The organism is Paraburkholderia sp. PGU19 (genome assembly GCF_013426915.1).
Lineage (GTDB): Bacteria > Pseudomonadota > Gammaproteobacteria > Burkholderiales > Burkholderiaceae > Paraburkholderia.
Genome location: NZ_AP023180.1, coordinates 1,178,964 through 1,204,844, shown reverse-complemented (window position 1 = coordinate 1,204,844; position 25,881 = coordinate 1,178,964). Strand labels below are relative to the sequence as shown.

The window sequence follows — 25,881 nt, the reverse complement described above, 5'->3', positions numbered from 1 at the left end:
GCCTTCGCATGTGGCGATGCGACTTCGCAGCGCGTGCTGAAATGCAAAGCGCCCAGTGCTATTCATCCGATCATCGATATTTCTGGCGTGTTGACGGAATAAGCGGAATTCGTCAGGCGTTCTTCGAAATACAACCGCCAACGAAACATGGAAGGACGTTATGAATTCATTAGCCGAACCCGTCATGATCCGCGCCGCGCGTTCGCTGGGTGCAATGGAAAAGTTCTTTTATCTGTTGAATCAAAGTCATCCGAACCATTTCGCCATGGTTGGCGAGGTGTCGGGACCTACGCGCGTGGATCAGTGGCAGGACGCGCTCGATCTGGTCGCGCATCATTCGCCGCTCGTGTGGTCGCGCGTCGAACGGAACAGCAACGGCGCGCCTGCATTCGTGCCCGTTCCGCATGGTTCGGTGCCGATGAAAGTGGCGCGGGTTGGTTCGACGAACTGGACGGATGAAGTCGCCGCGCAAATCGCGCACCCCTTTGATGAGCTGCATCCGCCGCTGCTGCGCGCGACGCTGCTGCATGGCGAAGCACGGTCGGTCATCGTGCTCGTCGCGCATCATTCGATTGGCGACGGGCTGTCGCTGACATCGTTGCTCGGCGATCTGCTGCGCGCGCTGGCAGGCGAAAATCTGATGCGCAGCGGGGAGACGAGGGCGCTCGAACATCTGATCGAACTGAAGCATGGCGCGCCGAAGCTTCCTTCGAGCGCGCCCGTGCCGTCGGATGAGCCGATGCGGGCGCCGCTGGAGATGCGGCGGCCAGACGGTTCGGCGCCGCATGTCGAGTCGCTGCGTCTGACGTCCACGATGACGCGCGCGCTGCGAGAGCGCGCAAGGGCCGAGCGCACCTCGGTTCAGTCGGCGTTGATCGCGGCGTTCACGCGGGCAATGTGCTTTCTGAATGCCGATGCGCAACGGGAACCGCGCGTGCTATCGCCCGTCGATTTGAGGCGTCGCCTGCTCGACGGCAGCGATCATCTTGCGATGTGCGCAAGCGGCGTCGTTCACGCCGACGACGGTCCGCGCGACGCGAGCCTGTGGAGCCGCGCGCGCCACGCCGGACAGGCGTTCGCTGAGATCGAATCGACGGCGGTACTGGCAGAGCGCGTGCTGACGGCACACGCGCTGCTCGATACCGTGAATGGAACGGCCGACGCGAAAGCCGTTTTCGCGCAGGCATTCGCGAACGACGCGGTGGTCACGAATCTGTGCGTCGTGAATCTGCCGAACCGGTTCGGCCCGCTCACGCTCGACGCGGTCTGGGGCCCGTCGGTTTCGGTGGGTGTCGTCGATGAACAGGTGATCGGCGCGGCGACGTTCAACGGGCAACTGCATCTGGTGCATACGAGCTATACGCCCGTGCTGGGGTTGCTCGACCAGATGGTGGTGGAAATCACGGCGGCGCTAGCGAACGAAAGCGCGAACGAAAACCCGGACGAAAGCGCGGACCAAAGCGCAGAAGCAGGCGCCGACACCAGCGAATAGCCGTTTTCGACGTGAAGGGGAAGGGCGGCGAACTCAATCGTCGCAGTGCACGTCCTTCTTCTGCACGACGATAATCACGGGATACGTCTGGCCATGTTCGAGTTCGATACGCGCGACCACCGACATCGTCGCGCTGTCGACCTCGTCGTACACGCTCACCTTCTCTTTGCGAAGGTTCTCGACGCCGACGCAGCCGGTTGCGCGGCCTTCGTCGTTCACCTGGCATTGGATCGGGTGCTCGGCAATGTAGCGATAGCGGTCGCGGTCGGGCGTCGCGAGGTATTCGCGCATGCTGTCGGCCGCTCCGCCGACGCCCGTCACATAGCCAATCGCACAACTGAGGTTATCGTTCGAGCCGGAGTCCGCCGCAATCGCAGCCGTGCTCGCGACGGCGATTGCCGCCGCGAGTGTCGATGCAGAAAGGAATTTCATCGCGCAGTGTGCCTCGCAGTTTGCCTGTTACGATCGAAGTGCTGGATTGTAACGGCAACGCGCGAAACGGGTGGCGCTACGCGAGGTTCGGCGGCGCGGCCTTCAGCACGTCCACATGCTTTGGAATCAGCCCAAGCTCGAGGAACGTATCCGCAATCTGCTGCTGTTCGGCGAGGACCGCCCGCGTGATGGGCTGGGTGCCGAACTGCTGGCGCGCTACGGCCACATCGACGACGGGTTTCGGCAAGCCCCACAACTGCGCGAGTTCGCTGGCCAGTCGATCCTTGTTCTGCCCGCCCCACTCATCGACCTTTTTGAGTTCCTCGATCACGATGCGGATCACATCGGCATTTTTCGCGGCATACGTCTGCGACGAAAAGTAGTACGCGCGATTGCCGACCACGCCGCTCGCATCCGCAATCACGCGAGCGCCGAGCGATTTCTCCGCTGCGGCGAAGAACGGGTCCCAGATGACCCACGCGTCGATGGAGGCACGCTCGAACGCGGCGCGCGCATCTGCGGGGGCGAGGAACACGAGGTTGACGTCGCCGTACTGCAAGCCGTGCTGGCGCAGCAGCTTCACCAGAAAGTAGTGGACGTTGCTGCCTTTGTTGAGCGCGATCCGCTTTCCCTTCAGGTCCGCGACCGTGCGGATGGGCGAATTCGGCGGCACGAGCACGGCTTCGGATTGCGGCCGCGTCACCGTTGCCGCCACGTAAGCGAGCGGCGCGCCCGCCGCCTGCGCGAAAATGGGCGGCGCTTCGCCGACGTCGCCGAAATCGATCGAACCGACGTTCAGCGCTTCCAGTTGCACGGGGCCCGCCGAGAACTCGGTCCAGCTCACGGATACATTGAGCGGCGCGAGCCGCTTTTCGAGCGTGCCGCGCCCCTTCAGCAGATTCAGATAACCCTTCTGGTTACCGATGCGCAGCGTGCGCGGTGAACCTTGCGCAAAGGCGGCGGGCACGGCCGCCGCCGCAGCGGCGGCGAGCGACTGTTTCAGGAACGAACGTCGGTTAGTCATGGACATGGCGAGTGCGCGCGCGGTTAGTGCTGCGGTGCGCCGTCCCATGCGGGCAGCGTCGCACCGTGATAGACGGTCAGGATCGACGAAGCGACATTGGTTTGCTGATAGCTGTCGACCAGCGTCTTTACCCATGCGGCCTTCGCATCCTTCGCATTGACCGCGATGAAGTTGCGATACGGGTTGCCCGGCACCTTTTCCTGCGCAATGCGTTCCTGCGGAATCTGGATGCCCGCCTTGATCGCCCAGTCGGTGTTGACGACGGCAGCGTCTACATCGCTGATCGCGCGGCCCACGATGCCCGCGTCGAGTTCCTTGATCTGGATGTGCTTCGGGTTATCCGCGATGTCGCGAGCCGTCGGCAGCAGGCCGACGTCGGGACGCAGCTTGATGAGCCCGTTGGCCTGCAACAGCAGCAGCGCGCGGCCTTCGTTGCTCGGATCGTTCGGCACGCCGATGGTCGCGTTTTGCGGCAGCGCTGCGACCGACTTCACCTTGCGCGAATAGAGGCCGATCGGCTGCACATAGGTAAAGCCGACAGGCACGATGTCATAGTGGCGCGCGGCGATCTGCGCATCGAGATACGGCTTGTGCTGGAACGAATTGGCGTCGAGGTCGTGTTGCGCGAGCGCCTCATTGGGTTGCGTGTAGTCGGAGAAGGTCGTGATCTTGACCTTGATGCCGTGCTTCGCCGCATTGGCCGCGACTGCGCGCCACACATCCTCGTCTTCGCCGGACATGATGCCGACGCGTACCGTCTGGTCCGCGGCGAGCGCCGCTTGTGCGCTCACGATCCCGCATGTCAGCAGAACGGAGAAGAGTGCGGCCTTGAGCGTCCTGGTTGTTTTCATGATTCAGAAGTCATCGGTTGAAGATGCCGAGATCGTAGAGAGCCGCTCGTGGCCGCGCAAATAATATCGAGCGCTATCGTTATCGCGTATGAGCGCAATGGTTTTAAGGCGGTCCAGTAGCACGTTTCGCCGGGTTTCAGCGCGGCGAACGGTCGGATTGAGGGGTTCCGAAGTCGCTGAGGGCGAGCGCGGCGGCTGCCGGGATCGTCCTCAGGGTTTGCCGTCGGAACGAAAAATGGCGTGCAGGGACGTGGTGCGCGCGCGGAAGACTGAGTGAGCAATCTTCCCGGCGGCGGGTTGACCTAAGATTGGGCAACAGTCACGGGAAGGCATGCGATGCCGTCAACGTCCGCCATTGCGTATGTGTTTGTTGCGCTGGTCGCGACGGGTGGCGCTGCGTCAGCGCACGCGGCCGATGCCGTTGCGCTTGACGACACCGTGGCAAGCGAACCCAAAACGCTCAAGGAACGTCTAGGCGACAAGGCAAGCGACGACCAGCGCGTCGACAACTGCAAGGTGCCCGTCGCGGAGCGGGGCAGCAAGGCGCGCCCGGACGACTGCCTGCACAGGCGCAATGCTGCGAATTAGCGCCGCTGCGTGGGCGGCGCGGCGGTATTGCGCGGCTAGTGCGAAACCTTCGCTGGCCGCTGCCGGAAAAACGTCCCGCAAACCAGAATGAACAGGACGAGCGCGATCGATGCGCCATAGCGGCTCATCGCGAGACCGCCGTTTGCGATCGGCTTGTCGAGAAAATCGCCTACTACGGCGCCGAGCGGACGCGTCAGGATGAACGCGGCCCAGAACAGCAAGGTGCGCGGCATCCGTGTTGCGTAGTACGCGATGACGAGCGCCAGCAGCAGCCCGCCGTAGATCAGCGCCGCGCCGGCATAGCCGAGACCTGCGGTGTCGGCTGTCCAGTCGCCGAGCGCGGTGCCGAGCGTCTGCGAGAACATGATCGTCACCCAGTAGAACATTTCGGCTTTCGAGGACGAAACGGTGGTCACGGATACCGACCCCATCGTCCGATACCAGACCAGCAGCGAGGCGAGCAGCAGGCCCAGCAGCAGCGCGCTGCCGCCCGCGTAGCCAATGCCCAGCGAGCGGTCGGCAAAATCGGCGAGCGTCGTGCCGACTGTGGTCGTCGCGATGATCGTGACCCAATACAAGATGGGATTGAAGCGGTCCGCCTTGATCTGCGCGGTCACGGCGACCAGAAATATGACGCCGAACATCAGCGTGCTGACGAGATAGCCGAGGCTCATCGACATCGATGCGGCATCGCCGCCCGTTTCGCCGAGCGTGGTGGCGGCAATCTTGATGATCCAGAACGCGAGCGTGACCTCGGGAACCTTGGCGACGGCGTTATTCAGTTTTTCCATGGCGTCGGGCGTGAAAGTGAGTAAAGGGCGTGTCGCGTCGAGCGTCGTATTTCGCTGCAGCGCGGCATAAAGGCCACAGACTAGGGGGCGTCTGCTTAAGAGAGCCTTATTTCCTCTGCTTTCAACCGGGTCATATCCGCCATGAAACCCGTTAGCGCCGCCAAGGAACCCGCGAGCGTCAATTCAGGCGGGCCTTGGGCATCGACACGATCAGGCGCGCCCACAGCCCGCCTTCGGGATGATTGCCGAGCTTGAGTTTTGCGCCGCAATGCTGCGCGAGCCGGCTGACGATCGCGAGCCCGAGTCCCCAATGTTCGCCGTGCGCCATGTGTGGTTCGCCGGTTGTCTCGCCGCTTGTCTCATTCGGCGCGAGACGCACGAACGGCTGCGTCGCGGCGGCCAGGTCGCTTTCGCTGATGCCGTTGCCATGATCGCGCACGCTCAGCATCCATGTGCGCACGCCGCGCGTCGTGCAGATTTCGATGGGCGGCGCGCCGTGGGCGAGCGCATTGCCGACCAGATTGCCGACGAGCCGCTCCAGCGCGTTGCGCGGCAGCTTGAAGTCCGCGCCTGCATTCAGGCGCAGCACGATCTTCGCGTCGTCGAGCGTGGCGCCGTGCACGAAGCGGTCGTGCAGCCACGCATCGACGCACACCTGCGCCGCCTGCGTTTCGCTGCGTCCCACGACGTCGACGAACTGACGCGCGACGTTCGAGAACAGATCGATATCTTCGATGAACCCCACGCGCCTGTGCCATTGCGCGACGTTCAGCGCACGCGTGCGCAAACGGGCGACGCGCGCGTCGATCTGCCGCGAGAACGCGGCGAGCGCCGTCGACTGTTCGTCGAGCGCCCGGCTGTGGCGTCCCATCAGGTCGTTCAGCGCGCGCGCGAGCACGCGCACGTCGCACACGCCGCGATCGGGCGCGCGCAGCGCGGTGCCGCCTGCGTCGGCGTTGCGCGCAACTTGCGCGAGCTCGCAAAGGTTGCGCCGCAGCTGGCAGAACCAGTAGGCGCACAGTGCGATCAACACGGCAGGCAGCGACAGGATCAACGGCGCGAAGCGCGGGTCGTATGCGTAGGAGAGGGGCGTGTCGTCCCAGCTATCGGGCGATGCGGTGTCGGCCAGCGCGAATGCATTGATTGAGGCAGACAGCGGTACGGACATCGGCGCGGCGTTCCACACGGCGGTGCGCAGGCTCGGCGTGACGGGTTCGCCGAGATCGACGATGCGCGGACGGATCGACAGCGCGGGGCCGATGCCCGTCGCGTCGCCCGTGTCGAGGAACGTGTCTTCGCGCGCGGCATACGACGCGCCCGCTTGCGGCGGGCTGGAAGGAAAGCCGTCGGCGGCTAAAGAAACCGATTCGATCAGCCGATAACCGACATGCACGGTAAGCAACATCGCCACCGATAACAGCACCGTTCGTGCGAACAAGGTATTCACGTCTTTCTCTACGTCGATGATTCGCTCAGGTCGCTCCGCAAGACGCACGCGCGCCTGCGGATTCAAGCGATGATCGCCGCAAGAGGCTGTTTCCAAAACGCGGAACAGCCGTGAAAAGAGGCCTTTCCTTACCAGATGTTGCTGCCGCCGTCACTGATGTGCGGCAACGTTCTACACGCCGCCTGCCTCGGCCATTTCCTTCATCAGCCGGATCACTTCGCCGCGCACCCAGCGGTTCGCCTGGTCCTGCTCGCCGCTGCGATGCCAGTACAGGTGCCATTCGAGCTTCGCGAGCGCAAACGGCAGCGGCAGGATGCGCGCGTCGTAGCGTTGCAGCAACTGCACGGGCGCGGTGAGGGCGAGATCGGTGCGCAGCGCGATGAGCGGCGCGACCATGTAGTGCTGCACGCGCATCTGCAGCTGGCGGCGCTTGCCGAGCTTGTGCAATTCGGCATCGACGAGGCCGCTGCCCTGGCGGCGGCTCGACACCTGAATGTGGCCGAGCGCGAGATAGTCGTCCATGGTCAGCGTGCCGCCCACGAACGGATGGTCGTGGCGCAGCATGCACGCGTAGCGGTCGCTGCCGAGTGGCATCTGATGCAGTTGCGGATCGTCGATGAGGGGCACGTCGATTGCGAAGTCGATCTTGCCCGCCGCGAGCGCGGCGGCCACTTCGCTGCGCGGCGTGAAATAGCTTTCGATGCGCATGCCTGGCGCCTGCTGCTGCAGCACTTCGCCGAGCGCGGGCAGGAGAATCGCCTCGGTCAGGTCGGGCATGCTGAGACGGAACGTACGCTCCGACGCGGCGGGCACGAACACGTCGCCTTCCGTCGCGCTCGTCTCCAGCAGTTGCAGCGCTTCACGCACGCGGCCGATGATGTTCTCGGACAGGGGTGTCGGCACCATGCCCGACGGCGTGCTGGCGAAGAGGGGATCGTTGAACGCCTTGCGCATGCGCGCCAGCGCATTGCTGACGGCGGGCTGCGTGATGAACAGCATGTCGGCTGCGCGCGTCAGGTTGCGTTTGTCGTAGATCGCTTCGAATACGACGAAGAGGTTCAGATCGAGTTTGGGTGGACGCATCGCGGAGTTTCCTTGTCGACGGGAGTTAGCGCTTTAGCGCTTACTCCCGTCCCACGGCGTGTCGGCCGGCGTTGGCGCTTTAGCGCCTACACCGGCCCCACGGCGAGTCGAGGGGGAGTTAGCGCTTTAGCGCTTACTCCCGTCCCATGGCGTGTCGGCCGGCGTTGGCGCTTTAGCGCCTACACCGGCCCCACGGCGAGTGGACATGATAAGCGAGGGCATCGATGCGTTGCGTCCGTGTGCGCATTCAGTCGCGCGGCGGCATGGTCAGATACGCGGCGGCGGCCCCCAGCGTCTCCTTGTTTTGTGCTAGTTCCATGCGCGCGATGGCCTGCAGGTGGACTTCATCGGGACCGTCCGCGTAACGCAGCGCGCGGCCCCATGTCCAGTGATCGGCGAGCGGCGTATCGGGGCTCAGGCCCATCGCGCCGAACACTTGCATCGCGCGATCGCAGACGGTGGTATGCAGTTGCGGAACGATCGCCTTGATCATCGAGATTTCCTTGCGCGCCGCTTTGGCGCCGACTTCGTCGATGAGCCACGCGGTCTTCAGCACGAGCAGCCTTGCCTGATCGATTTCGATGCGCGACTTCGCGATCCATTCGCCGATCGTGCCGTGCTGATGCAGATACTTGCCGAAGGTCTTGCGCTCCTGTGACCGCTCGATCATCAGTTCGAGCGCGAGTTCCGCCGCGCCGATCGAGCGCATGCAGTGGTGGATGCGGCCCGGTCCCAGTCGCGCCTGGGCGAGCGCGAAACCGCTGCCTTCTTCACCGAGCAGGTTCGTAGCGGGGACGCGCACGTTTGTGAATGTCATTTCGCAATGGCCTTCCGGTGAGATGTGGTTCATCACGGGGATGTTGCGGATCACTTTCACGCCGGGCGTTTCTGCGGGCACGAGAATCATGCTTTGTTGCTGGTGTGTTTCCGTGTCCGGGTTGGTTTTGCCCATCACGATGAAGATCTTGCAGTTCGGATGCGCGGCGTTCGTGATGAACCATTTGCGGCCGTTGATCACGTAGTCGTCGCCGTCGCGCCGGATCGATGTCGTGATGTTGGTTGCGTCTGATGACGGGACGTCGGGTTCGGTCATCGCGAAGGCTGAGCGGATCGTGCCTTCTAGTAGTGGTGTGAGCCATTGCTCCCGTTGCGTGGGTGTCGCGAACATGTGGAGCAGTTCCATGTTGCCCGTGTCGGGGGCGTTGCAGTTGAAGACTTCGGGGGCCCAGGAGATGCGGCCCATTATCTCGGCTAGCGGCGCGTATTCGAGGTTTGTCAGGGCTGTGCCGGGTTCGTCGTTCTTCAGGTGCGGAAGGAACAGGTTCCACAGGCCCTCGGATTTGGCCTTTGCTTTTAGCTCTTCCATGAACGAGGCGGGGAAGTGGCCCGCATGCGCTTCGTCGAGCCACTGGGCGTGGCGGGGCACGATGTGCTCGTTCATGAAGGCGCTTACGCGGTGGCGGAGAGTTTCTACTTTTTGGCTGTAGCCGAAGTTCATGATGTGTTTCCTCTGTTTGGTGCTTGGTGCTTGGTGCTTGGTAGTTGGTGCGCGAGCGCTGGTGTTGGGTGTTTGCCTTTGCGCTGGCATCCGCGATTTGTTTTCCTGGTGCGGTTGGTTTGGTTGTTCTGGCTTTTGCGCTGGCATCCGCGATTCGCTAGCGTGCTTCACGCGTCGCCCCTGTGCGGGGCGGCACCTACTTTTCTTTGCCGCCGCAAAGAAAAAGTAGGCAAAAGAAAGCGGCTAACACCGCCAACCCTTCTTCCTGCCTGAGGGCCCCCAACCGGTCTTACGCTTCACACGGCAATCACGTGACCCACGTTCGTTGCCAGCGCTCTTGCGGTGCGCCTCACCCGCTTCACACCCCCGCGTAGCAACACGCCGTGCCAGATAGTCCGCCGCCGCCCAGGTGGCAAACTGTGTGTAGGCTGTAGTGCCTCGCACGCCTTACTCCGGACCGATAGCGCACGCGTTCCACCCTGTAAGAGCGCCACGCTTTACGACGCGATTACCTACACACAGTTTGCCACCTGGGCGGCGCATACCTTTCGCTACCGCTTGCCCGAGTACTGGTATCCGAAGCGGGTGATGCGTCAATTCAGTGCGTTGGCAACGCAAGCAAACAAACGCGCCGCCGCGTGAAGCGTAAGACCGGTTGGGGGCCCTCAGGCAAACACAAGAACTGGCGGTGTGAGCCGCTTTCTTTTACCTACTTTTCTTTGCGGCGGCAAAGAAAAGTAGGTGCCGCCCCGCACAGGGGCAACGCGTGAAGCTAGATAACAAAACGCGGATGCCAGCGCAAGGGCCAATAAATCCAAACCCCAAAAAAACCCTAGACGGTCAGTCCTCCATCAACAACAATACATTCCCCATTCGTATAGCTGGCAGCATCAGAAACCAGATACAACACCGTCCCTGCCATTTCAGAAGGCTCCCCATGCCGGCGCAGCGGAATACTATTGACCCATTGGTCATAGATATCCTTGTTCTCAAACAGCGCGCCAGCAAATTTGGTCCTGGTAAGCCCAGGCAACAGAGCATTAACGCGAATCCCGAGCGGCCCACATTCCTTGGCAAACACCTTGGTCATGTTGACAACAGCCGCCTTGGTGATCGAATAAATCCCTTGCATGTCGCCAGGCCTTAGCGCGTTGACAGACGCCGTATTAACAATCGCGCCGCGTCCTCGCTCTTTCATCAGCTTGCCCGCTTCCACCGACATAAAAAAGTACCCACGCACATTAACCTCGACAGTCTTGTTGTAAGCAGCAAGATCCGTATCGAGAACATGCCCAAAGTAAGGATTCGCGGCAGCGTTATTCACGAGAATATCCAGCCGCCCATGCTTCTCGCGAATATGCGCGAATGTCGCCTCAATGTCCTCCATGCGCCCCACGTGACACGCAAACGCTTCAGCACTCCCGCCCGCCGCGCGGATATCCGCCGCGACATGCTCACATTCTTCGAGCTTGCGGCTCGACACAATCACATGCGCGCCCTGCTGCGCGAGCAGCCTGGCGATCGCTTCGCCAATGCCACGGCTCGCGCCCGTCACGAGTGCAATACGGTCCGTCAGGTCAAATAGGTTCGTGCTCAATGTCGTCTCCTTCATGTTCTCGTCGATAATTGTGTTCAATGCTTAAGCGATCAACTCGGCCGCCAGTTGCGCGAGCGGCTCGACCATCGCGCCAACCTGATGTGCCTCCGCACTCGATGCATTGCCTTGCAGTGCGCGCGCCTTCACGCCCTGCGCAATCGACGCAAGCCGGAAGAAGCTGAACGCAAGGTAGAACGGCCAGTTGTCGATCGCGGGCAGTCCGCGCAGCGCGCAATACTGGGCGATGATTTCTTCTTCGTCAGGCACACCCAGAACAGCGCGATCCTGTCCGCGCAATCCTGTGATATGACCGTGCGCGGGCAGCCGCAAGCACATGCAGAAGTACGCAAGATCGGCGAGCGGATTGCCCAGCGTCGACAGTTCCCAGTCGAGAATCGCGCGTACTCGTGGCGCGTCGCTCGCGAAGATCAGGTTGTCGATGCGAAAGTCGCCATGCACGAGCGAGGCGCGCAGCGCATCGGCAGGGCAGTGCGCGGGCAGCCAGTCGATCAGCGCTTCCATCGCGTCGATGCGTTGCGTTTCGGCGGCGCGGTACTGTTTCGTCCATATACCAATCTGACGCTCGAAGTAATTGCCCGCGCGTCCGTAGTCGGCGAGTCCCACTGCTTGCGGATCGACGTCATGCAACGCTGCGAGCGTCTTCACGATCGACGCGTAATAGTCGCGCCGTCCGTCGCGCTCCACTTCGGGCAACGCCGGGTTCCAGAAGATCCGGCCTTCCTCGTAGCTCATCACGTAGAACATGCTGCCGAGTACATCGCGGTCCTCGCACAGATGCCAGGCGCGTGCAACCGGCACGGGCGTATCGGCGAGCGCGCTCAGCACGCGGAATTCGCGGTCGACGGCATGCGCCGATTTCAGCAACTGTCCGGGCGGCTGGCGGCGCAGCACGTAGCGGCCACTCTGCGCGTCGAGCAGATAAGTCGGATTGGACTGGCCGCCTGCGAACTTCGTCGCACGCAACGGGCCGCGAAAGCCCGCGACGTGTTGCTCCAGATATCGTGCAAGACGGTCGAGGTCGAGCGTGGTGTCGTGGTGATCGCAAGTCATATCGTTCGATGCGTTAAGCCCTGGATTAGCCATAGGTCTGAAAGGCGCTGCGCTGCGGATCGTCGAGATGGCCGATGCCGTTGAAGCTCGACAGATGCAGCATGCCGCGATTGAAGAAGTAGTGACTGACGCTGCTGTTGCGTATCTGCATGTTCAGCGCGATGGCCGTGGCGGCGGGCGCCTGCAAGACCTGCTGCGTCAACGCGGCGATCACGCCGCCGGAACTCACGACCAGCACGCGCTGGCCGCTGCCTTGCTGGATCGCGGCGCGCGCGTCGGAGACGCGTTGCTGGAACGCGTCCCATGTTTCGGGTGCGCGGCCGTCGAGCGCGCCTTGCGTCCACAGTTGCAGGACTTCGCGCAAAGCCTTGAAGAAATCGCGTGGACTGCGCGTGGCGCGTTCGGCCAACGCGCTGTGCTCGTCACCAAGCGCGCGAAACAATGCGTGGAAGTCGTATTCGTCGAGCCCAGGATGGATCTCGCAATCGATACGCGCCTCACCGAGGCCGCGCCGGATTGCATCAAGGGTCTGCGCATGGCGGCGCAGCGTGCCCGTCATCACGCGGTCAAACGCGATATCGCGCTGCGCGAAGTATTCGCCGAGCCAGATGCCTTGCTGTTCGCCTACGTCTGAAAGCCGGTCGTAGTCGTCGGCGCCGAGGGACGCCTGGCCATGCCGTACCAGATAGAGTTCCGCCATCACATGCTTCGCCTTGGAAGAGGTGAAGCCAGCTTAGCGGCGGCGGATGTATTCCTGAAGTTTATTTATTGAATCCGCTGCCATTCACGGTAGTGATGATCGCGGGCTTCTGCAATCGCAACTAACTGTCAGTCCCGGCAACGCCCGCCTTTACCGCGGCGCCCGTCAGAGGCATCCGGATATGCCCACACCGCGCGTTACGCCGGACGTCATCAGCCGCCCGGCGCGTAGTCGGCTCAGCGGTTGCCGTCAAGCAGATCGTTGAGGATCGTGTCGAATTCGGATTGGGCGTCTTCGAGTTCTTGCAGCGCGGCGTCGAAAGTCTGCAACGCGATCTGCGATGGTCGACCGCTGCCGTCCGGCGGGAATTGCGACTGCAGCGCGGCGAACGCCGTCTGCACCTGTTTCGTTGCGTTCAGAACGCGCTCCATGGCGCGGGTTTCTTCGGCTCGCGCTGCTGCGTGGTCCATGCCAATGCTCCGTGATTCATCGTGCCGGGACGGCGAGGCGCTCACTATGCCATGACTCGCCGCGCATTTCGCGCTCTGCGTCGCATGGTTCAGCTCAAGGGCAAGCCGCCGTTCGCCTTCACCTCGCGCAGCGACAGCGACGATTCCACCGACGTCACGCCCGGCAAGCTGCGCATCTCGTCGCGCATGAACGTGCCGTAATCGTCGAGATCGCGCGCGACCACCTGCAGCACGTAATCGGCGCTGCCCGATACGTTGTGGCACGACAGGATGCGCGGGATCGCCAGCACCTCGCGCTCGAAGCGCGTCGCGGTGGCGCGATCGTGCACGGCAAAGCGCACGTACACGAACGCCACGACGCCATATCCGAGCGCCGAGCGCGACAGCATCGCGCGATACCGCTCGATATACCCGTCGTTTTCGAGGCGCTTGAGCCGTCGCGCGCAGGGCGTTTCGCTGAGGCCGACCGTGTCGGCGAGTTTCGCGTTGGACATGCGGCCGTCCGATTGCAACGCGGCGAGGATGGCGCGGTCTATTTTGTCGAGTTCGTTCATGATGAGCGGAAACCTTTTAGGGATGGAGATATTTTAGGGTAATCCGCCAATTCGTGATGCTGAGTGGTAGAAAATCGCCAATATTCGCTACTCACTCGAATGCATCATGAATGCCTCGAAACGTGAGGTTCACCATGATTTCCGCTCATCTTCTGATCATGTATGTCACGGCCCTGGTCGTGGTGTTTGCGCTGCCCGGACCGGACATGGCGCTGGTGCTGCAGACGAGCATCGGACGCGGCGCGCGCAATGGTTTCGCCGCCGCCGTCGGCCTTGGTCTTTCGCGCGCGACGCATGTCACGCTGTCCGCTTGCGGCGTCGCCGCGCTGCTGCGCAACGCGCCGTGGCTCTACGAAGTGGTGCGCTATGGCGGCGCAATCTATCTGGCTTGGGTGGCCGTGCAGATTTTCCGCTCGCCGATGTTCGCGCTGCCGTCGAGCGGCGTGCAGACAGGCGACGACGGCGCGTTGCGGACGGCGTTCGTCAAAGGGTTGTTCACGAATCTGCTGAACCCGAAGGCGCTGCTGTTCTGTTCGGTGCTGTTGCCGCAGTTCGTGCGTCCGGAAGCGGGGCCTGTCGCGTGGCAGATGGTCGAACTGGGTGTCGTGCTGGTCGTGCTCGGCGCGTGTTTCGACGCTGTCTACGCAATCGGCGCCGCGCGGATTGCTGGCTGGGTGCGCGCGCATCCGCTCGCGCAGTCTGTGCAGCGCTGGACGTTCTCCGCCGCGCTGATCGGTTTTGCGCTGCGCCTGTCGCTCGATTGATGTGCCTGTGAAGCGCGCCCGCGTTGCGTGCTTATTTGCGGACCATCACCGCGCGTTCCGGCTTCTGGTCGATGACCTTGCGGCGATGCTTGTCCTTCATCTTCTTCCAGCCTTTGCATTCCTCCTTCGTGCGCAGGCAACCAATGCAATAGCCGGTCTTGCTGTCGAACTTGCAGATGTCGATACAGGGCGATTTGACACTCATGCTGGCGTGCTCGTGATCGTTTGAATGGAGGATGAAAGGTCAATGTCGCATGGTGCGCCGCCGGCCGGCAAAGTGATTGTGTTAATAAAGGCGATAGACTGCACGGCCTAAGCCTTGAAGCCGCATTGACCGATCACCTCAATCCTGCCGATGAAGACCCTGTTGCTCTACGTTGTGACCGCGATCGCCGAGATTGTCGGCTGCTATCTGCCCTGGCGCTGGCTCAAGGACGGCGGCCCCACGTGGCTGTTGTTGCCGGGCGCGTTGAGCCTCGCGCTGTTCGCGTGGCTGCTGACCTTTCATGGCGCGGCGGCGGGCCGCGTCTATGCTGCATACGGCGGCGTCTACGTGGCCGTGGCGATTCTCTGGCTATGGTGCGTCGACCATGTGCGTCCGAGCGCATGGGATCTCGCGGGCGTCGCGCTGACACTGGCGGGCATGGGCATCATTGCGTTCCAGCCGCGCGTCTGATGTCCCTTCACGTCGCGTGATGCCACGCGCTATTCCGCGTTTGAGCCGCAATGCGCGAACCCGGTTAGAACCGGTTCGCGCATCACTCGCCAATCTTTCCCTTCAGCTTCAGCTGTTCGGCTTGCCGAGGAAATCGAGCTTGCCGAGTTCGACGCCGTTATGGCGCAGGATGTCGTACGTCGTCGTGATGTGGAAGTAGAAGTTCGGCATCGCGAAGCCGAGCAGATAGGACTGGCCGGTGAACTCGACCGGGCCGCTACGCATCTTCAACGTCACGGCGCGTGTCTCCGAGCCGTCGATCTGCGCCGCGTTGAACTCCTTCAGATAATCGATCGTTTTCTGAATGCGCGCGTTCAACTCGTCGAATGTGAACTCCACGTCGTCGAACTTCGGCGCTTCGACGCCGGCCAGCCGTGCTGCGCAACCCTTCGCGGTATCCGTTGCGATGTGCACCTGACGGGCCAGCGGATGCATGTCCGGAAAGAGACGCGCGCCCGTGAGCACCGACGGGTCGATCTGTTTTTCTGCCGCGTGCGCCTGTCCCTTGCCGAGAATGGCCTGCAGGTTCGTCAGGCCGCGAATCAGCACGGGGATGGAAGCCTGAAACATCGAAATGGTCATGGAGGGTCCTTGAATTGCTGGAGTCGCGCACTCTCTGGCACGCGGTCGCATAGCGTAACGCAACAGCGTAAAAGCTGCTGGAGCAGCGTAACCCCGAGTTGACCCATGCCGGAAGCTAGCCGATCGGCCAGGTGTCGCAAGCGTTGGAACTGTGTTCGAATGGATTGGTCGGACGGATGTCGTTGCCGCGTGCCATGACGGCGCGCTTGAGCGCCCGTCGGTGCATCGTGTATCAAAGGCGTGGCTCCGAGTCATTCGCCGCAACCATGCTGGATGAGACGGGAGTCAGCGCCCAGGCGCCTACTCCCGTCGACACAGGGAGAATCGCAACCATGTCGAAGCATCCATTGCCCGGCAGCGAGCGCACGCTCGCGCCCGGTTCGAAGGTGATCGCGCAGTGCGATCCGTCAGAAACGATTCAGGTCGTCGTCGTGCTGCGCCGCAAGGACGAGCAGCAGTTCGCCCAGATGATGAAAAAGATCGAAGCGGGTGCGGCGGATGCCAGACCGCTCACACGCGAGGAACTCGAACAGCGTTTCGGCGCATCGGCGGAAGACCTTGCAAAACTGAAGGCCTTCGCTGCGCAGCACGGGCTGACGGTCGTGCGTGAAGACGCGTCGGCGCGCACCGTCGTGCTGGGCGGCAAGATCGATCAGTTCCAGAAGGCGTTCGACGTTCAGCTGCAGCACTACGAGCATCAAACGATGGGCCAGTTTCGTGGCCGCACGGGCGTCATCAGCGTGCCCGACGACCTGCATGGCGTCGTCACTGCCGTGCTCGGTCTGGACGACCGCCCGCAGGCGCGGCCGCATTTCCGCATCCGTCCGCCATTCCAGCCGGCGAAGGCGCAGCAGGCGTCGTCGTTCACGCCGTTGCAACTCGCTTCGCTGTACCGCTTTCCGCAGGGCGACGGCAGCGGGCAGTGCATCGGCATCATCGAACTGGGCGGCGGCTATCGCACGGCCGACCTCGACAACTATTTTTCGAGTCTCGGCGTGGGCTCGCCCAAAGTCGTCGCCGTCGGTGTCGACCAGGGCGGCAACCAGCCTACTGGCGACCCGAACGGACCGGACGGCGAAGTCACGCTTGACGTCGAGATCGCCGGCGCGATCGCGCCAGGCGCGACGCTCGCCGTGTACTTCACGACCAACAGCGACGCGGGCTTTATCGACGCCGTCAGCCGGGCGGTGCATGACAACACCAACAAGCCGTCGGTGATTTCGATCAGCTGGGGCGCGCCGGAAAGCGTGTGGACCGCGCAGTCGATGAACGCGTTCAACGATGTGCTGCAATCGGCTGCGGCCGTTGGCGTGACTGTCTGTGCGGCATCGGGCGACAGTGGTTCTGGCGACGGCGTGGGCGACGGCAGCGACCATGTCGATTTCCCTGCGTCGAGCCCTTACGTGCTCGCGTGCGGCGGTACCAGCCTGCAAGGCTCGGGGCAAACGGTCTCGCACGAAGTGGTGTGGAACGACGGCGCGAACGGCGGCGCGTCGGGCGGCGGCGTGAGCGGCACGTTCCCCGTGCCGGCGTGGCAGGAAGGGCTATCCGTATCGGGCGCGCAAGGCAAGCGCGCGCTGACGGGGCGCGGCGTGCCGGACGTGGCGGGCGACGCGTCGCCGCTCACCGGCTACGACGTGATCGTCGACGGCAACAACACGGTGATCGGCGGCACCAGCGCCGTCGCGCCGCTGTGGGCCGCGCTGATCGCGCGCATCAACGGCGCGAAGGGCACGCCCGTCGGCTTCGTCAATCCGAAGCTGTACAAGGCGGCGGGCGCCTGCAACGACATCACGCAGGGCAACAACGGCAGTTATACCGCGACGACCGGCTGGGATGCCTGCACGGGATTGGGCAGTCCCAATGGTGTGAAGGTGGCGGCAGCTTTATAGTCTGATGAGCGGGCGCTCGCGGCTCGGGCGCCGTGCTTTTGGCGGCGATGAATGCATCGCAACAGTGGGTAACACAGACAGGCATTCAATGGAGCGATCATGACGAATACAGAATCAGCTTCCGGCAGTCCGCAGTCGCCTCACAACTCACACGCCCCGCAGGAAGCATCTGCGGCGAGCGCGTCCCAAAAGGCCGGCGACCACCCGTTCTTCGATCCCGTCGCATACGGCAACGGGCCCGACGACTCGGTGACCGACACCAGCGAAAGCGCCGCGATCACGAAGCATTCGATCACGATCGGCGGCAAGAAAATCAACTACACGGCAACGGCCGGCCATCTGGTGACGGTTGATCCATCCAGCTCGCTGCCGAGCGCGAAGATGTTCTATGTCGCGTTCACACAGGACAACCAGAAAGAAGAGAGCCGTCCGCTCACGTTTTTCTATAACGGCGGACCGGGCTCGTCCTCGGTGTTCGTGCTGCTGGGGTCGTTCGCGCCGCGCCGCATCAAGACGTCGATGCCGAGCTTCACGCCGCCCGCGCCGTATCAGATGGAAGACAACCCGGACAGCCTGCTCGACAAGAGCGACCTGATTTTCATCAACCCGGTCGGCACCGGCTATTCGGCCGCCGTCGCGCCACGCAAGAACCGCGACTTCTGGGGCGTCGATCAGGACGCGGACTCGATCAAGCAGTTCATCAAGCGCTATCTGACGAAGAACAACCGCTGGAATTCGCCGAAGTTTCTGTTCGGCGAATCGTATGGCACGGCGCGCAGTTGCGTGCTCGCCTATAAGCTGCATGAAGACGGCGTCGATCTGAACGGCATCACACTGCAATCGTCGATCCTCGACTACACGCAGGCGGGCAATCCCATCGGCGCGCTGCCCACAGCCGCGGCGGACGCGTGGTATCACAAGAAACTCGGCGTCGCGCCCCGGCCCACGGATCTTGGTCAGTTCGTCGAAGAGGTCGCGCAGTTCGCACGCACCGACTACCTGAACGCGTTGCGCAAGTTTCCGACTACGGATAGCGCCGTGGTCGAAAAGCTCAGCGAGTACACGGGCATCGACAAGGCGACGCTGCTTGCGTGGAGTCTCGACATAGCCGGGTACGACAGCCGGGGCAATTCGCTGTTCCTGACTACGCTGCTCAAGTCGAAGGGGCTTGCGCTCGGCGCGTATGACGGCCGCGTCACGGCGATCGAAACGGGCATCGCGGGCAAGATCGATCCGAATTCGGGCGGCAACGACCCGACCATGACGGCCGTCACGGGCGTCTACACGACGATGTGGAACGTCTATCTGAACGAGCAGTTGAAGTTCACATCGAACTCGGCGTTCACGGATCTGAACGATCAGGCGTTCAAGTTCTGGGACTTCGGCCATATCGATCCGACGGGCGAGCAGAAGGGCCTCGACAGCAAGGGCAACATCATTCTCTACACGGCGGGCGACCTCGCCGCCGTGATGGCGCTCAACGTCGACCTGAAAGTGCTGTCGGCGAACGGGTTCTATGACTTCGTCACGCCGTTCTACCAGACGGTGCTCGATCTGCAGCAGATGCCGCTCCTGAGCCAGCAGGTGCGGGACAACCTGTCCGCGCGCTTCTATCCGTCGGGACATATGGTTTATCTCGACGGCGGCTCGCGCACCGCATTGAAGGCCGATCTCGCGGCGATGTACGACAAGGCGGTGAGCAATACGGAAGCGCTCGGACGCGTGCGCGCATTGCAGGCGCTCACGGCGGCCAGGATGCATTGAGCGAGTCTGTTTTGATGCGTGTCATGGCGGCGCTTCCTTGCGTCGGCAAGACTCCATCGGCGAGGGCATCGCAGCGCCGTAGCGATGCCCTCGATGCCGCCGGCATCGAAAAACGGAAGCGATTCATTCTGGCTGTATTTACGTCATGCGTCCCGGATGTGTTTTAATTGCCCTGCGAATTAACTCTTCCGCGCTACTCAAAGGCGCGCTGATTAATGAACGAAGGGAAGAAGAACACGCCCGACGAGGCGTACAGCATCAGTCGGATCGAATCAACTATGCGTGACGCGTGCCGCGTCACGGGCCTCGCGCGAAAGATGCGCCTGCGCGCCATGGCGCTCGTTGTGATGTCGGCGGGCTTGTATCTGCATGCGTCGGCTTCGGTTGCACAAGACGCGTCGATGCTCGACGAGCGCGTCTCGCAGCAGAACATCGCCACGACGATATGCCGGCCCGGCTACGCCGACACGGTTTCGCCACCGTTCGACGAAATGATGGAGCTCAAGGACCGGTTGCTCGCCGAACGCGGCATCGATGCCGGGCATGGCACGCGTTACGCGCTGGATCGGCGCGTGCCGATCGTGCTGGGCGGATCGCCGGATGCGCAGGACAACCTCGATCTGCTGCCGTGGGGCGGACACAAGGGCGAGCGTCGCAAGGAGTTGCTGACGGCGAAGCTCAAGCGTTGCGTGTGCGAAGGGCGCATGTCGCTAACCGATGCGCAGGCGGCCATCGCCGGAAACTGGTCCGCACACTATGCGGGCTTCGGCAGCGCGCCGTGCGACGACGATCGCGGCGTCGCGTCGATCGGCAGCGATGGCTCCTGAGTCTGGTCGCAACCGTCGCCGGCACGTTCAATCCGCTTTCCCGGACGCCGCGACGCGCGGCCAACCGTCACCTCTTGGAGAATTAACATGAAGCAATCATTTATCGCGGCCGTGGTGGCCGCGCTCGGCTGCCTTGCGGCGAGTCATGCCGCGCTGGCCGCGTCATCGCCATGCGGCAAGGACGACGCGCTGCAGATCCGCGGTGACACGCCGGGCGCGATCAGCTACGACGTGTACAGTCAGTTGCGACCGCTCGACGCGCATCGTCTCGCGCTCTTTCAGGATGCCGGCACCGTGAAGCGTCTGCCTGACGGACTCGGTGTCTGCGAGATCGCTGACGACGGCGTCGCCGATCCTTCCGCCGTGCTCGTGCATGTGCCGCAAGGCAAGATGGCCTGGTGGGTCAGCGCGGCGAACGTCGAGAACGTAGACTGAGTTTGCCCTGAGCCTGCCGGACCATCCGCGGGCGCCGTGTGTCGCCTGCGTTGCTCCGGGGCACGTTTCTGGCTACGCTGAAGGTCGAAACAATTACGAAACAGAACAGAAACAGCACGGCTTCGAGGTCCGGCATGCAGCGCCAATCCGGCTAGCTGCATGACCACCATCAACTGAGAGCGTGGCGCGTATGAAGATCATCGTGTGGAATATTCCCCAGTCTTGCTCCGAGCAGGAAGTACGTGATTTTCTCGGCCACGAACTCGGACACTATGCAAAAGACATCGAAGTGTTCGAGCAGGGCACGTCGAACGCGTATGCGAAGGTCGATGTCGAAGCCGACGAAGCCTATGTCGCCGAGGTCATCGCGCAGCAGTTCACCGGCAAGCAGCTGGGCGGCGTAGCGCTGCAGGTGAGTGCCGTGCCATTCGGCGGCGATGAGACACCGCCGCGCAAATAGTCCACGCGCCGCGTGTTCAATCGAATGGCGTATATGGCAGCGCGCGCTTGTGACGCGTTCTGTCGTAAAAGCGCATGACCGTGTCGAATACCGCGTCGCTCACGGGCTTGCCTTCGAGAAAATCGTCGATGTCCTCGTAACGGATTCCGTAGGCGTCCTCGTCGGGACGTTGAGGGCGCAACATTTCGAGGTCGGCGGTCGGAACCTTGTGCGCGAGCGCGTCGCTGGCGCCGAGCGCCCTGGCGAGCGCGCGCACGCGCCGCTTGGTCAGGCCCGCAAGCGGCAGCACGTCGGCGCCGCCGTCGCCGAACTTCGTGAAAAACCCCATCACCGATTCCGCCGCGTGATCCGTGCCGATCACGATGCCGCGCCGCGCGCTCGCCGCCGCGTACTGCGCGATCATCCGCTGGCGCGCCTTGATGTTGCCGTGCACGAAGTCCTGTTGCGCCGCGTCGGCAAAGGGCAGGCCGCTCGCGCTGAGCGAGGCGAGCATCGCGTCGGCGGCTGGGCGGATGTCGACGGTCAAGGTGTCGTCGGGGCGGATGAAGGCCAGCGATTGCTGCGCATCCGCCTCGTCGTGCTGGACGCCGTACGGCAGTCGCATCGCGACGAAGCGCGCGTCGTATTGCGCGTCGCGCAGACGTTCGACGGCAAGCTGCGCGAGCCGTCCCGCCGTCGACGAATCGACGCCGCCGCTGATGCCGAGCACGTAGGCCGCAAGTCCGTTCGCGCGCAGGTAATCGGCGAGAAACGCGACTCGCCGCTCGATTTCGCGCGCCGCGTCGAAATGGTCCGCGACGTGCAGTTCGGCTGCAATCTGCCGCTGGCGCGCGGCGCGTTGCTGCTGGTCCATCGACATTCTCCTTGCAAATGGCGCAGATACTACTGGCGATGATGGCATGAAGCGCTGAACTCGATGCGCCATCACACATTGTCTGGTTTAATGTGGCATACCCATAACTAAATCTGAACGATTAAGGCTTTAAATCGACAGATGCAGTAGCTGTCCGATACCGGACAGCGCGAAGGCACGGCGCGGGTACAACGTTTCCGCGCCGGAAGAGGCCCGGCGGCACGCCACGAGCGGTTGCACGGGTTGGGCGACTGGCAGTGACGTTCGAACAAAATGACCAGCAAAAAACAGAACAGGGTAGTCATTCCGCCTGCACGAGAGAGGGTGGATGCGCAGAGCGGCACACTGCGCAGTGATAACGGGGATAGGGCGATCGGTGTGATCGCGTCGGTGTTGCGCGTGCGTTCGTGCGTGCGTCGATCGGCGTCGTCGTTCGGATTGTCGTTAGCGCTTTTGCTGACTTCGGCGCTTGCCGTTCCCGCGCTCGCGCAAAACGCGCTTGCCGCCGATGCGCCGCGAGTCGCGTCCAATGCTGCCGTCGACGCCTCCGCCGTTGCTGCGCACGATGCCGCCGGCCGCGTGGACCCGCGCCGCGCGCTGTTGATGCGTGACGTGTTCGCGCGCAGCGTGACGCGCCGTCTGAAAGTGCCCGCCTCCGACCAGCGCGCGTACGGCGAGCGTCTGCAGCAGGCGCTCGTGCAGAACGATCTGGGCAATCTGTCGGGCGAGTATGTGGTGCTCGTCGATCGCAGCGAGAACGTGCAGGCGCTCTTCATCTACTTTCGCGCGGCGCCTTCGGACACGTGGCAGCTGATCGGCGCGTCACCCGTCGCGACGGGGAGGCCGGGCCAGTTCGATCACTTCATTACGCCGCTCGGCTTGTTCGAGCACACGCCGGACAACATGGATTTCCGCGCCGAAGGCACGATGAACCAGAACGGCATTCGCGGCTACGGCCAGCACGACATGCGCATCTTCGATCTCGGCTGGGCGCAGGGCGAGCGTGGCTGGGGCAAGGGCGGCATGTCGCAGATGCGCTTCCAGATGCACGCGACCGATCCCGACAAGCTCGAGCCGATTCTCGGCATCCGCCATTCGAAGGGTTGCGTGCGGATACCGGCATCGCTGAACGTGTTCCTCGACCACTACGGCATTCTCGATCGCGACTACGAGGCGCTCGTCGCCGACGGTCGCTCGTTGTGGGTGCTGCATTCGGACCGCGTCGCGACGCCGTGGGCGGGGCGTTATATCGTCGTTGCCGATTCGCAGCGCAAGGCGCGGCCCGCGTGGTCGCCTGCGCCGAGCGGCAAGGTCCGCGCGAAGGTGCCGGCGAACGCCGACACGGCGGATTAATGGGAGGGGCGAAGGGGCGCTTCGGCCAGCGGCGCGAGAAACCCGCTGCCGGCCAGCGCAATCAAGAGCGCGCGAGCAGCACACCGATCAGCGCGACGACGAAGCCGGCCACCTGCACCACCGTCAGCGTTTCACCAAAGCCGACGTAGCCTTCGAGCGCGGCAAGCGGCGGCGCGAGAAACAGCAGCGCCGTCGCGCGCGACGCGTCGCCGCGCCGGACCATCCACACCAGCAGCGTGACGCTCACGCCGGACAGCATCACGATGCCCCACGCGAGCGACACCCACAGCGCCGGCGACGGAATCCACCTGTGCTCGCCGAGCGCCAGCGCGAACACGAGCACGACGATCGCCGCGCCGAGGTTCTGCACGGCGCTCGCGCTGCGTATATCGGCTTTCGACAGCGAGGTTTTCTGGATCAGCGTGCCTGCCGTGATCGCGCACACCGCGAGAATCGACACGCTCACGACGAGCCATTCCGGCACGTTGCCCGCATGATCTGGCGCGACGCTCGCCGTTGCGGCGGCGAGCTTAGGCTCCAGCACCAGCGCGACGCCCGCGAGACCCAACAGCATGCCCGTCCAGCCGCGCCCCGACAGACGTTCGCCGAACAGTGGCGCCGCGACGGCCGCCGTCAGCAGCGGCTGCAACGCGCCGAGCAAGGCCATGATGCCCGCGCTCATCCCTTGCGCGACGGCCCAGTAGCCCGCGCCAAGATAGACACCTTGCAGCAGCGCGCCCGCGAGCAGATGCTTGCCGAGCGTACGGCCCCTCGGCCATTCGACGCGCGCGAAGAGCGCAGCCGCCATGAACAGCAGGGCAGTGCCGCCGAAGCGCGCGAGCAGGAAGAGATTCGGATCGGCGTAGGGCTTGATCGCGCGCGCGACCACGAAGCCCGTCGACCACAGGACGACGAAAACAACGGCATTGAAAACAACCAGCATCGGATGACTCGAACTGCGGACACGAGGCCCGCAGTATCGGCCAGAGCGCGCGTGGCCGTCTTGTTCGAAGCTGCACTCGCGTAGCGTGGGCAACGAAGCGCTTCTAGAAAACTCCTCAGTACGCGAGCAGCGCGGCGATCGCGCCGAGCAGGCCGCCGCACACCGTGCATGCCCACAGCAGCGTGCGCGTGCGCCGGTATTCGATCAGCACGTCGCTGACTAGCTGGGCCTGTTGCCTGACCGTCGTGACTTCGTGCCGATGCTGCAGATACTGCACCGCAAGCTGGGGGATGCGCGGCACGAGATGCGCGAGATGCGGCAACTCCTGCGCGAGATGCTTGATCCAGCCGCGATGATCGAACTCGCGGCGCGCGAGCGTAGCCAGCACCGAGCGCGCGATCTGCCACGAATCGACGCCCGGATGCAGCGCGTTCGCCAGCATCTCCGCCTGGTCGAACGCGCGCTGCGCGGCGGCGAGCCGTGGCGGCACATCGCCGCCGAACGGATGCACGGCAAAAAGCAGGTGATGGAACAGCGCGCCCGCCGAGCGCTCGTGCGACTGCGGCGCGAAATGCGCTTCGGCGCGCGTGCGCAGTTCGGCTTCGAGCTTCTCCGGGCGCGTGTCCTGCGACACATGGCCGGCATCGCGATGCAGATGCGCGAGCCGTCCGTAGTCCTGGTCGAACAGCGCCGTCGCGCCGTGCACGAAAAACTCGCGCTCCTGCGACGACAGACTCGACATCACCGCGAAGTCCGCGAGCACGATGCGGCCGAGCGTGTCCGGCTCGATGCTCACGCGCACGCGCGCTGCATCGAACGTTGCATGGAAGAAGCCATGCTCGAACGCCTGCTCGGTGACGACTTCGATAATGTGCCCGGCAAGCGGCGCGAGCTTCACGCCGCGCGCCGACAGACCAGCGAGATCGAGCGCGGGCAGCGATTCGATATGCTGCATCGCGAGCGTGCGGTCGGTGCACAGTTCCCAGATCACAGCTGGAATCGCTAGACGCTTGTCGCCGTCGAAATGATGCGCGGTCTGACTCAGGTTCGCCGCTTCGGCGCGCAGATCGAAGCGGCGCAGGATTTCCTGCGTGAAGGTATTGGCGAGCTCGCGCAGCCGCAGACGGCGCGCGTTCTTCGAGAGCTTCTCCATCCAGCGCGCGACCCAGCGCAGCAGCGCGGCCTCGTCGGCGATTTCCTGGACTTGCGCGACGCGCACGATCTTGAGCGCAATGTCGCGATGCCCGTCTATCGGCTCGATCAGCCGCGCGACATGCGTCTGTTCGGCAAAGCCGTTTTTCGCGGGCGTCAGATCGATTGATGCAAAGAGCATTGATGCCGGGCGTCCGAGCGCTGCCGATATCGCATGCTCGACCTGGTCGGGCGGCAAGGGCGCTTCGAGGTGGCTGACGGCGTCGATTGCGTCGTGCAGCGTGCCTGTCGCCAGTTCGGGGCGGCGCGCGAGCGATTCGGCGAACGCGCTCGCCAGCGGGCCGAGGTTGGGCAGCGCGCGATGCACGCCGGCCCGGCCGCCCGGCGATTCGTGCACGCGCGAAACGAGCGTGACGATCCAGTGCAGCTTGTGATGCTCGGGCGCGGCGAGCCAGATGAGACGCGCGCCATAGCGCAGCGCGTGAAACAGCAGTCGTAGTCGGCGAAACAGAGGGGGCATCGGCGGTTCGTTCGACGGGGCGC

General features: G+C 63.5%; 27 protein-coding genes. 10 read left to right on the top strand and 17 right to left on the bottom strand.

From position 1 onward, the window contains the following. Positions 1 to 160 precede the first annotated feature (160 nt). Positions 161 to 1,492, top strand: a complete 1,332-nt coding sequence (locus H1204_RS22970) for a condensation protein (RefSeq protein ID WP_180733049.1) — start codon at positions 161 to 163, stop codon at positions 1,490 to 1,492. Positions 1,493 to 1,525: 33 nt separating this feature from the next. Here H1204_RS22970 and H1204_RS22965 read toward each other — a convergent pair whose 3' ends face one another. The 3 genes from H1204_RS22965 to H1204_RS22955 form a co-directional block, all read right to left on the bottom strand. After that, positions 1,526 to 1,924: a hypothetical protein gene (locus H1204_RS22965; protein WP_180733047.1), complete on the bottom strand. Its 399-nt coding sequence runs from the start codon at positions 1,922 to 1,924 to the stop codon at positions 1,526 to 1,528. A 76-nt stretch (positions 1,925 to 2,000) separates the two neighbouring features. Beyond that, positions 2,001 to 2,954, bottom strand: a complete 954-nt coding sequence (locus H1204_RS22960; RefSeq protein WP_180733045.1) for a sulfonate ABC transporter substrate-binding protein — start codon at positions 2,952 to 2,954, stop codon at positions 2,001 to 2,003. A gap of 17 nt (positions 2,955 to 2,971) precedes the next feature. Further along, positions 2,972 to 3,799, bottom strand: coding sequence for a MetQ/NlpA family lipoprotein (locus H1204_RS22955; RefSeq protein WP_131244143.1), 828 nt, complete (start codon positions 3,797 to 3,799; stop codon positions 2,972 to 2,974). A gap of 336 nt (positions 3,800 to 4,135) precedes the next feature. On the opposite strand from H1204_RS22955, the gene H1204_RS22950 reads away from it, so the two are divergent. Further along, positions 4,136 to 4,387 carry a hypothetical protein gene (locus H1204_RS22950; protein WP_180733044.1) on the top strand — a complete coding sequence of 84 codons (252 nt, stop codon included), beginning with the start codon at positions 4,136 to 4,138 and terminating at the stop codon, positions 4,385 to 4,387. Positions 4,388 to 4,422: 35 nt separating this feature from the next. Here H1204_RS22950 and H1204_RS22945 read toward each other — a convergent pair whose 3' ends face one another. From H1204_RS22945 to H1204_RS22905, 9 genes are all read right to left on the bottom strand, one after another. Then, complete coding sequence (locus H1204_RS22945) at positions 4,423 to 5,178, bottom strand: hypothetical protein (protein ID WP_180733042.1); 756 nt, start codon at positions 5,176 to 5,178, stop codon at positions 4,423 to 4,425. A 178-nt stretch (positions 5,179 to 5,356) separates the two neighbouring features. Next, positions 5,357 to 6,625, bottom strand: a complete 1,269-nt coding sequence (locus tag H1204_RS22940; protein WP_243468764.1) for an ATP-binding protein — start codon at positions 6,623 to 6,625, stop codon at positions 5,357 to 5,359. 171 nt (positions 6,626 to 6,796) lie between these two features. Beyond that, positions 6,797 to 7,708: a LysR family transcriptional regulator gene (locus H1204_RS22935; RefSeq protein WP_180733039.1), complete on the bottom strand. Its 912-nt coding sequence runs from the start codon at positions 7,706 to 7,708 to the stop codon at positions 6,797 to 6,799. A 247-nt stretch (positions 7,709 to 7,955) separates the two neighbouring features. Further along, complete coding sequence (locus H1204_RS22930; RefSeq protein ID WP_180733038.1) at positions 7,956 to 9,206, bottom strand: acyl-CoA dehydrogenase family protein; 1,251 nt, start codon at positions 9,204 to 9,206, stop codon at positions 7,956 to 7,958. 832 nt (positions 9,207 to 10,038) lie between these two features. Beyond that, complete coding sequence (locus H1204_RS22925; protein WP_180733276.1) at positions 10,039 to 10,803, bottom strand: SDR family oxidoreductase; 765 nt, start codon at positions 10,801 to 10,803, stop codon at positions 10,039 to 10,041. Between the two features lie 42 nt (positions 10,804 to 10,845). After that, positions 10,846 to 11,874: a phosphotransferase gene (locus H1204_RS22920; protein WP_180733037.1), complete on the bottom strand. Its 1,029-nt coding sequence runs from the start codon at positions 11,872 to 11,874 to the stop codon at positions 10,846 to 10,848. A 25-nt stretch (positions 11,875 to 11,899) separates the two neighbouring features. After that, positions 11,900 to 12,574: a histidine phosphatase family protein gene (locus tag H1204_RS22915; RefSeq protein WP_180733036.1), complete on the bottom strand. Its 675-nt coding sequence runs from the start codon at positions 12,572 to 12,574 to the stop codon at positions 11,900 to 11,902. 236 nt (positions 12,575 to 12,810) lie between these two features. Then, the gene (locus H1204_RS22910; RefSeq protein WP_007587337.1) at positions 12,811 to 13,044 is read right to left on the bottom strand and encodes a hypothetical protein; all 234 of its coding nucleotides are present in this window, start codon (positions 13,042 to 13,044) and stop codon (positions 12,811 to 12,813) included. 89 nt (positions 13,045 to 13,133) lie between these two features. Next, positions 13,134 to 13,598 carry an Lrp/AsnC family transcriptional regulator gene (locus H1204_RS22905; protein WP_180733034.1) on the bottom strand — a complete coding sequence of 155 codons (465 nt, stop codon included), beginning with the start codon at positions 13,596 to 13,598 and terminating at the stop codon, positions 13,134 to 13,136. Positions 13,599 to 13,732: 134 nt separating this feature from the next. Between H1204_RS22905 and H1204_RS22900 the strand changes: the two genes are divergently transcribed. Continuing rightward, the gene (locus tag H1204_RS22900) at positions 13,733 to 14,362 is read left to right on the top strand and encodes a LysE family translocator (protein WP_180733033.1); all 630 of its coding nucleotides are present in this window, start codon (positions 13,733 to 13,735) and stop codon (positions 14,360 to 14,362) included. Positions 14,363 to 14,393: 31 nt separating this feature from the next. On the opposite strand, the gene H1204_RS22895 is transcribed toward H1204_RS22900, so the two are convergent. Further along, positions 14,394 to 14,567, bottom strand: a complete 174-nt coding sequence (locus H1204_RS22895) for a DUF1289 domain-containing protein (RefSeq protein WP_180733031.1) — start codon at positions 14,565 to 14,567, stop codon at positions 14,394 to 14,396. Positions 14,568 to 14,717: 150 nt separating this feature from the next. Here H1204_RS22895 and H1204_RS22890 point away from each other — a divergent pair, with 150 nt between their 5' ends. Further along, positions 14,718 to 15,038 carry a YnfA family protein gene (locus H1204_RS22890; protein WP_180733030.1) on the top strand — a complete coding sequence of 107 codons (321 nt, stop codon included), beginning with the start codon at positions 14,718 to 14,720 and terminating at the stop codon, positions 15,036 to 15,038. 108 nt (positions 15,039 to 15,146) lie between these two features. Here H1204_RS22890 and H1204_RS22885 read toward each other — a convergent pair whose 3' ends face one another. Continuing rightward, entirely contained in the window at positions 15,147 to 15,659 is a 513-nt protein-coding gene (locus tag H1204_RS22885; protein WP_007587342.1) for a DUF1993 domain-containing protein, read from the bottom strand. Between the two features lie 332 nt (positions 15,660 to 15,991). Between H1204_RS22885 and H1204_RS22880 the strand changes: the two genes are divergently transcribed. The 5 genes from H1204_RS22880 (at position 15,992) to H1204_RS22860 (ending at position 21,037) form a co-directional block, all read left to right on the top strand. Continuing rightward, positions 15,992 to 17,551 carry a S53 family peptidase gene (locus H1204_RS22880; RefSeq protein WP_180733029.1) on the top strand — a complete coding sequence of 520 codons (1,560 nt, stop codon included), beginning with the start codon at positions 15,992 to 15,994 and terminating at the stop codon, positions 17,549 to 17,551. 99 nt (positions 17,552 to 17,650) lie between these two features. Beyond that, the gene (locus H1204_RS22875) at positions 17,651 to 19,315 is read left to right on the top strand and encodes a peptidase S1 (RefSeq protein WP_180733028.1); all 1,665 of its coding nucleotides are present in this window, start codon (positions 17,651 to 17,653) and stop codon (positions 19,313 to 19,315) included. Positions 19,316 to 19,530: 215 nt separating this feature from the next. Beyond that, positions 19,531 to 20,142, top strand: coding sequence for a hypothetical protein (locus H1204_RS22870; RefSeq protein ID WP_180733027.1), 612 nt, complete (start codon positions 19,531 to 19,533; stop codon positions 20,140 to 20,142). An 87-nt stretch (positions 20,143 to 20,229) separates the two neighbouring features. Then, positions 20,230 to 20,577 carry a hypothetical protein gene (locus H1204_RS22865; protein ID WP_180733025.1) on the top strand — a complete coding sequence of 116 codons (348 nt, stop codon included), beginning with the start codon at positions 20,230 to 20,232 and terminating at the stop codon, positions 20,575 to 20,577. Between the two features lie 190 nt (positions 20,578 to 20,767). Beyond that, complete coding sequence (locus tag H1204_RS22860) at positions 20,768 to 21,037, top strand: RNA-binding protein (protein WP_180733024.1); 270 nt, start codon at positions 20,768 to 20,770, stop codon at positions 21,035 to 21,037. Positions 21,038 to 21,053: 16 nt separating this feature from the next. Here H1204_RS22860 and nadE read toward each other — a convergent pair whose 3' ends face one another. After that, a complete protein-coding gene (gene nadE / locus H1204_RS22855; RefSeq protein WP_180733023.1) occupies positions 21,054 to 21,890 on the bottom strand; it encodes an ammonia-dependent NAD(+) synthetase in 837 nt (278 codons plus the stop codon). Positions 21,891 to 22,163: 273 nt separating this feature from the next. On the opposite strand from nadE, the gene H1204_RS22850 reads away from it, so the two are divergent. Continuing rightward, on the top strand, positions 22,164 to 23,243 hold the full coding sequence (locus H1204_RS22850) for a L,D-transpeptidase (RefSeq protein WP_243468763.1): 1,080 nt from the start codon (positions 22,164 to 22,166) through the stop codon (positions 23,241 to 23,243). Positions 23,244 to 23,304: 61 nt separating this feature from the next. Here the strand turns inward: H1204_RS22850 and H1204_RS22845 are convergent, their stop codons facing one another. Further along, entirely contained in the window at positions 23,305 to 24,186 is an 882-nt protein-coding gene (locus H1204_RS22845) for a DMT family transporter (protein ID WP_180733022.1), read from the bottom strand. Positions 24,187 to 24,301: 115 nt separating this feature from the next. Further along, the gene (locus H1204_RS22840) at positions 24,302 to 25,858 is read right to left on the bottom strand and encodes an AarF/UbiB family protein (protein ID WP_180733021.1); all 1,557 of its coding nucleotides are present in this window, start codon (positions 25,856 to 25,858) and stop codon (positions 24,302 to 24,304) included. Positions 25,859 to 25,881: the final 23 nt, after the last annotated feature.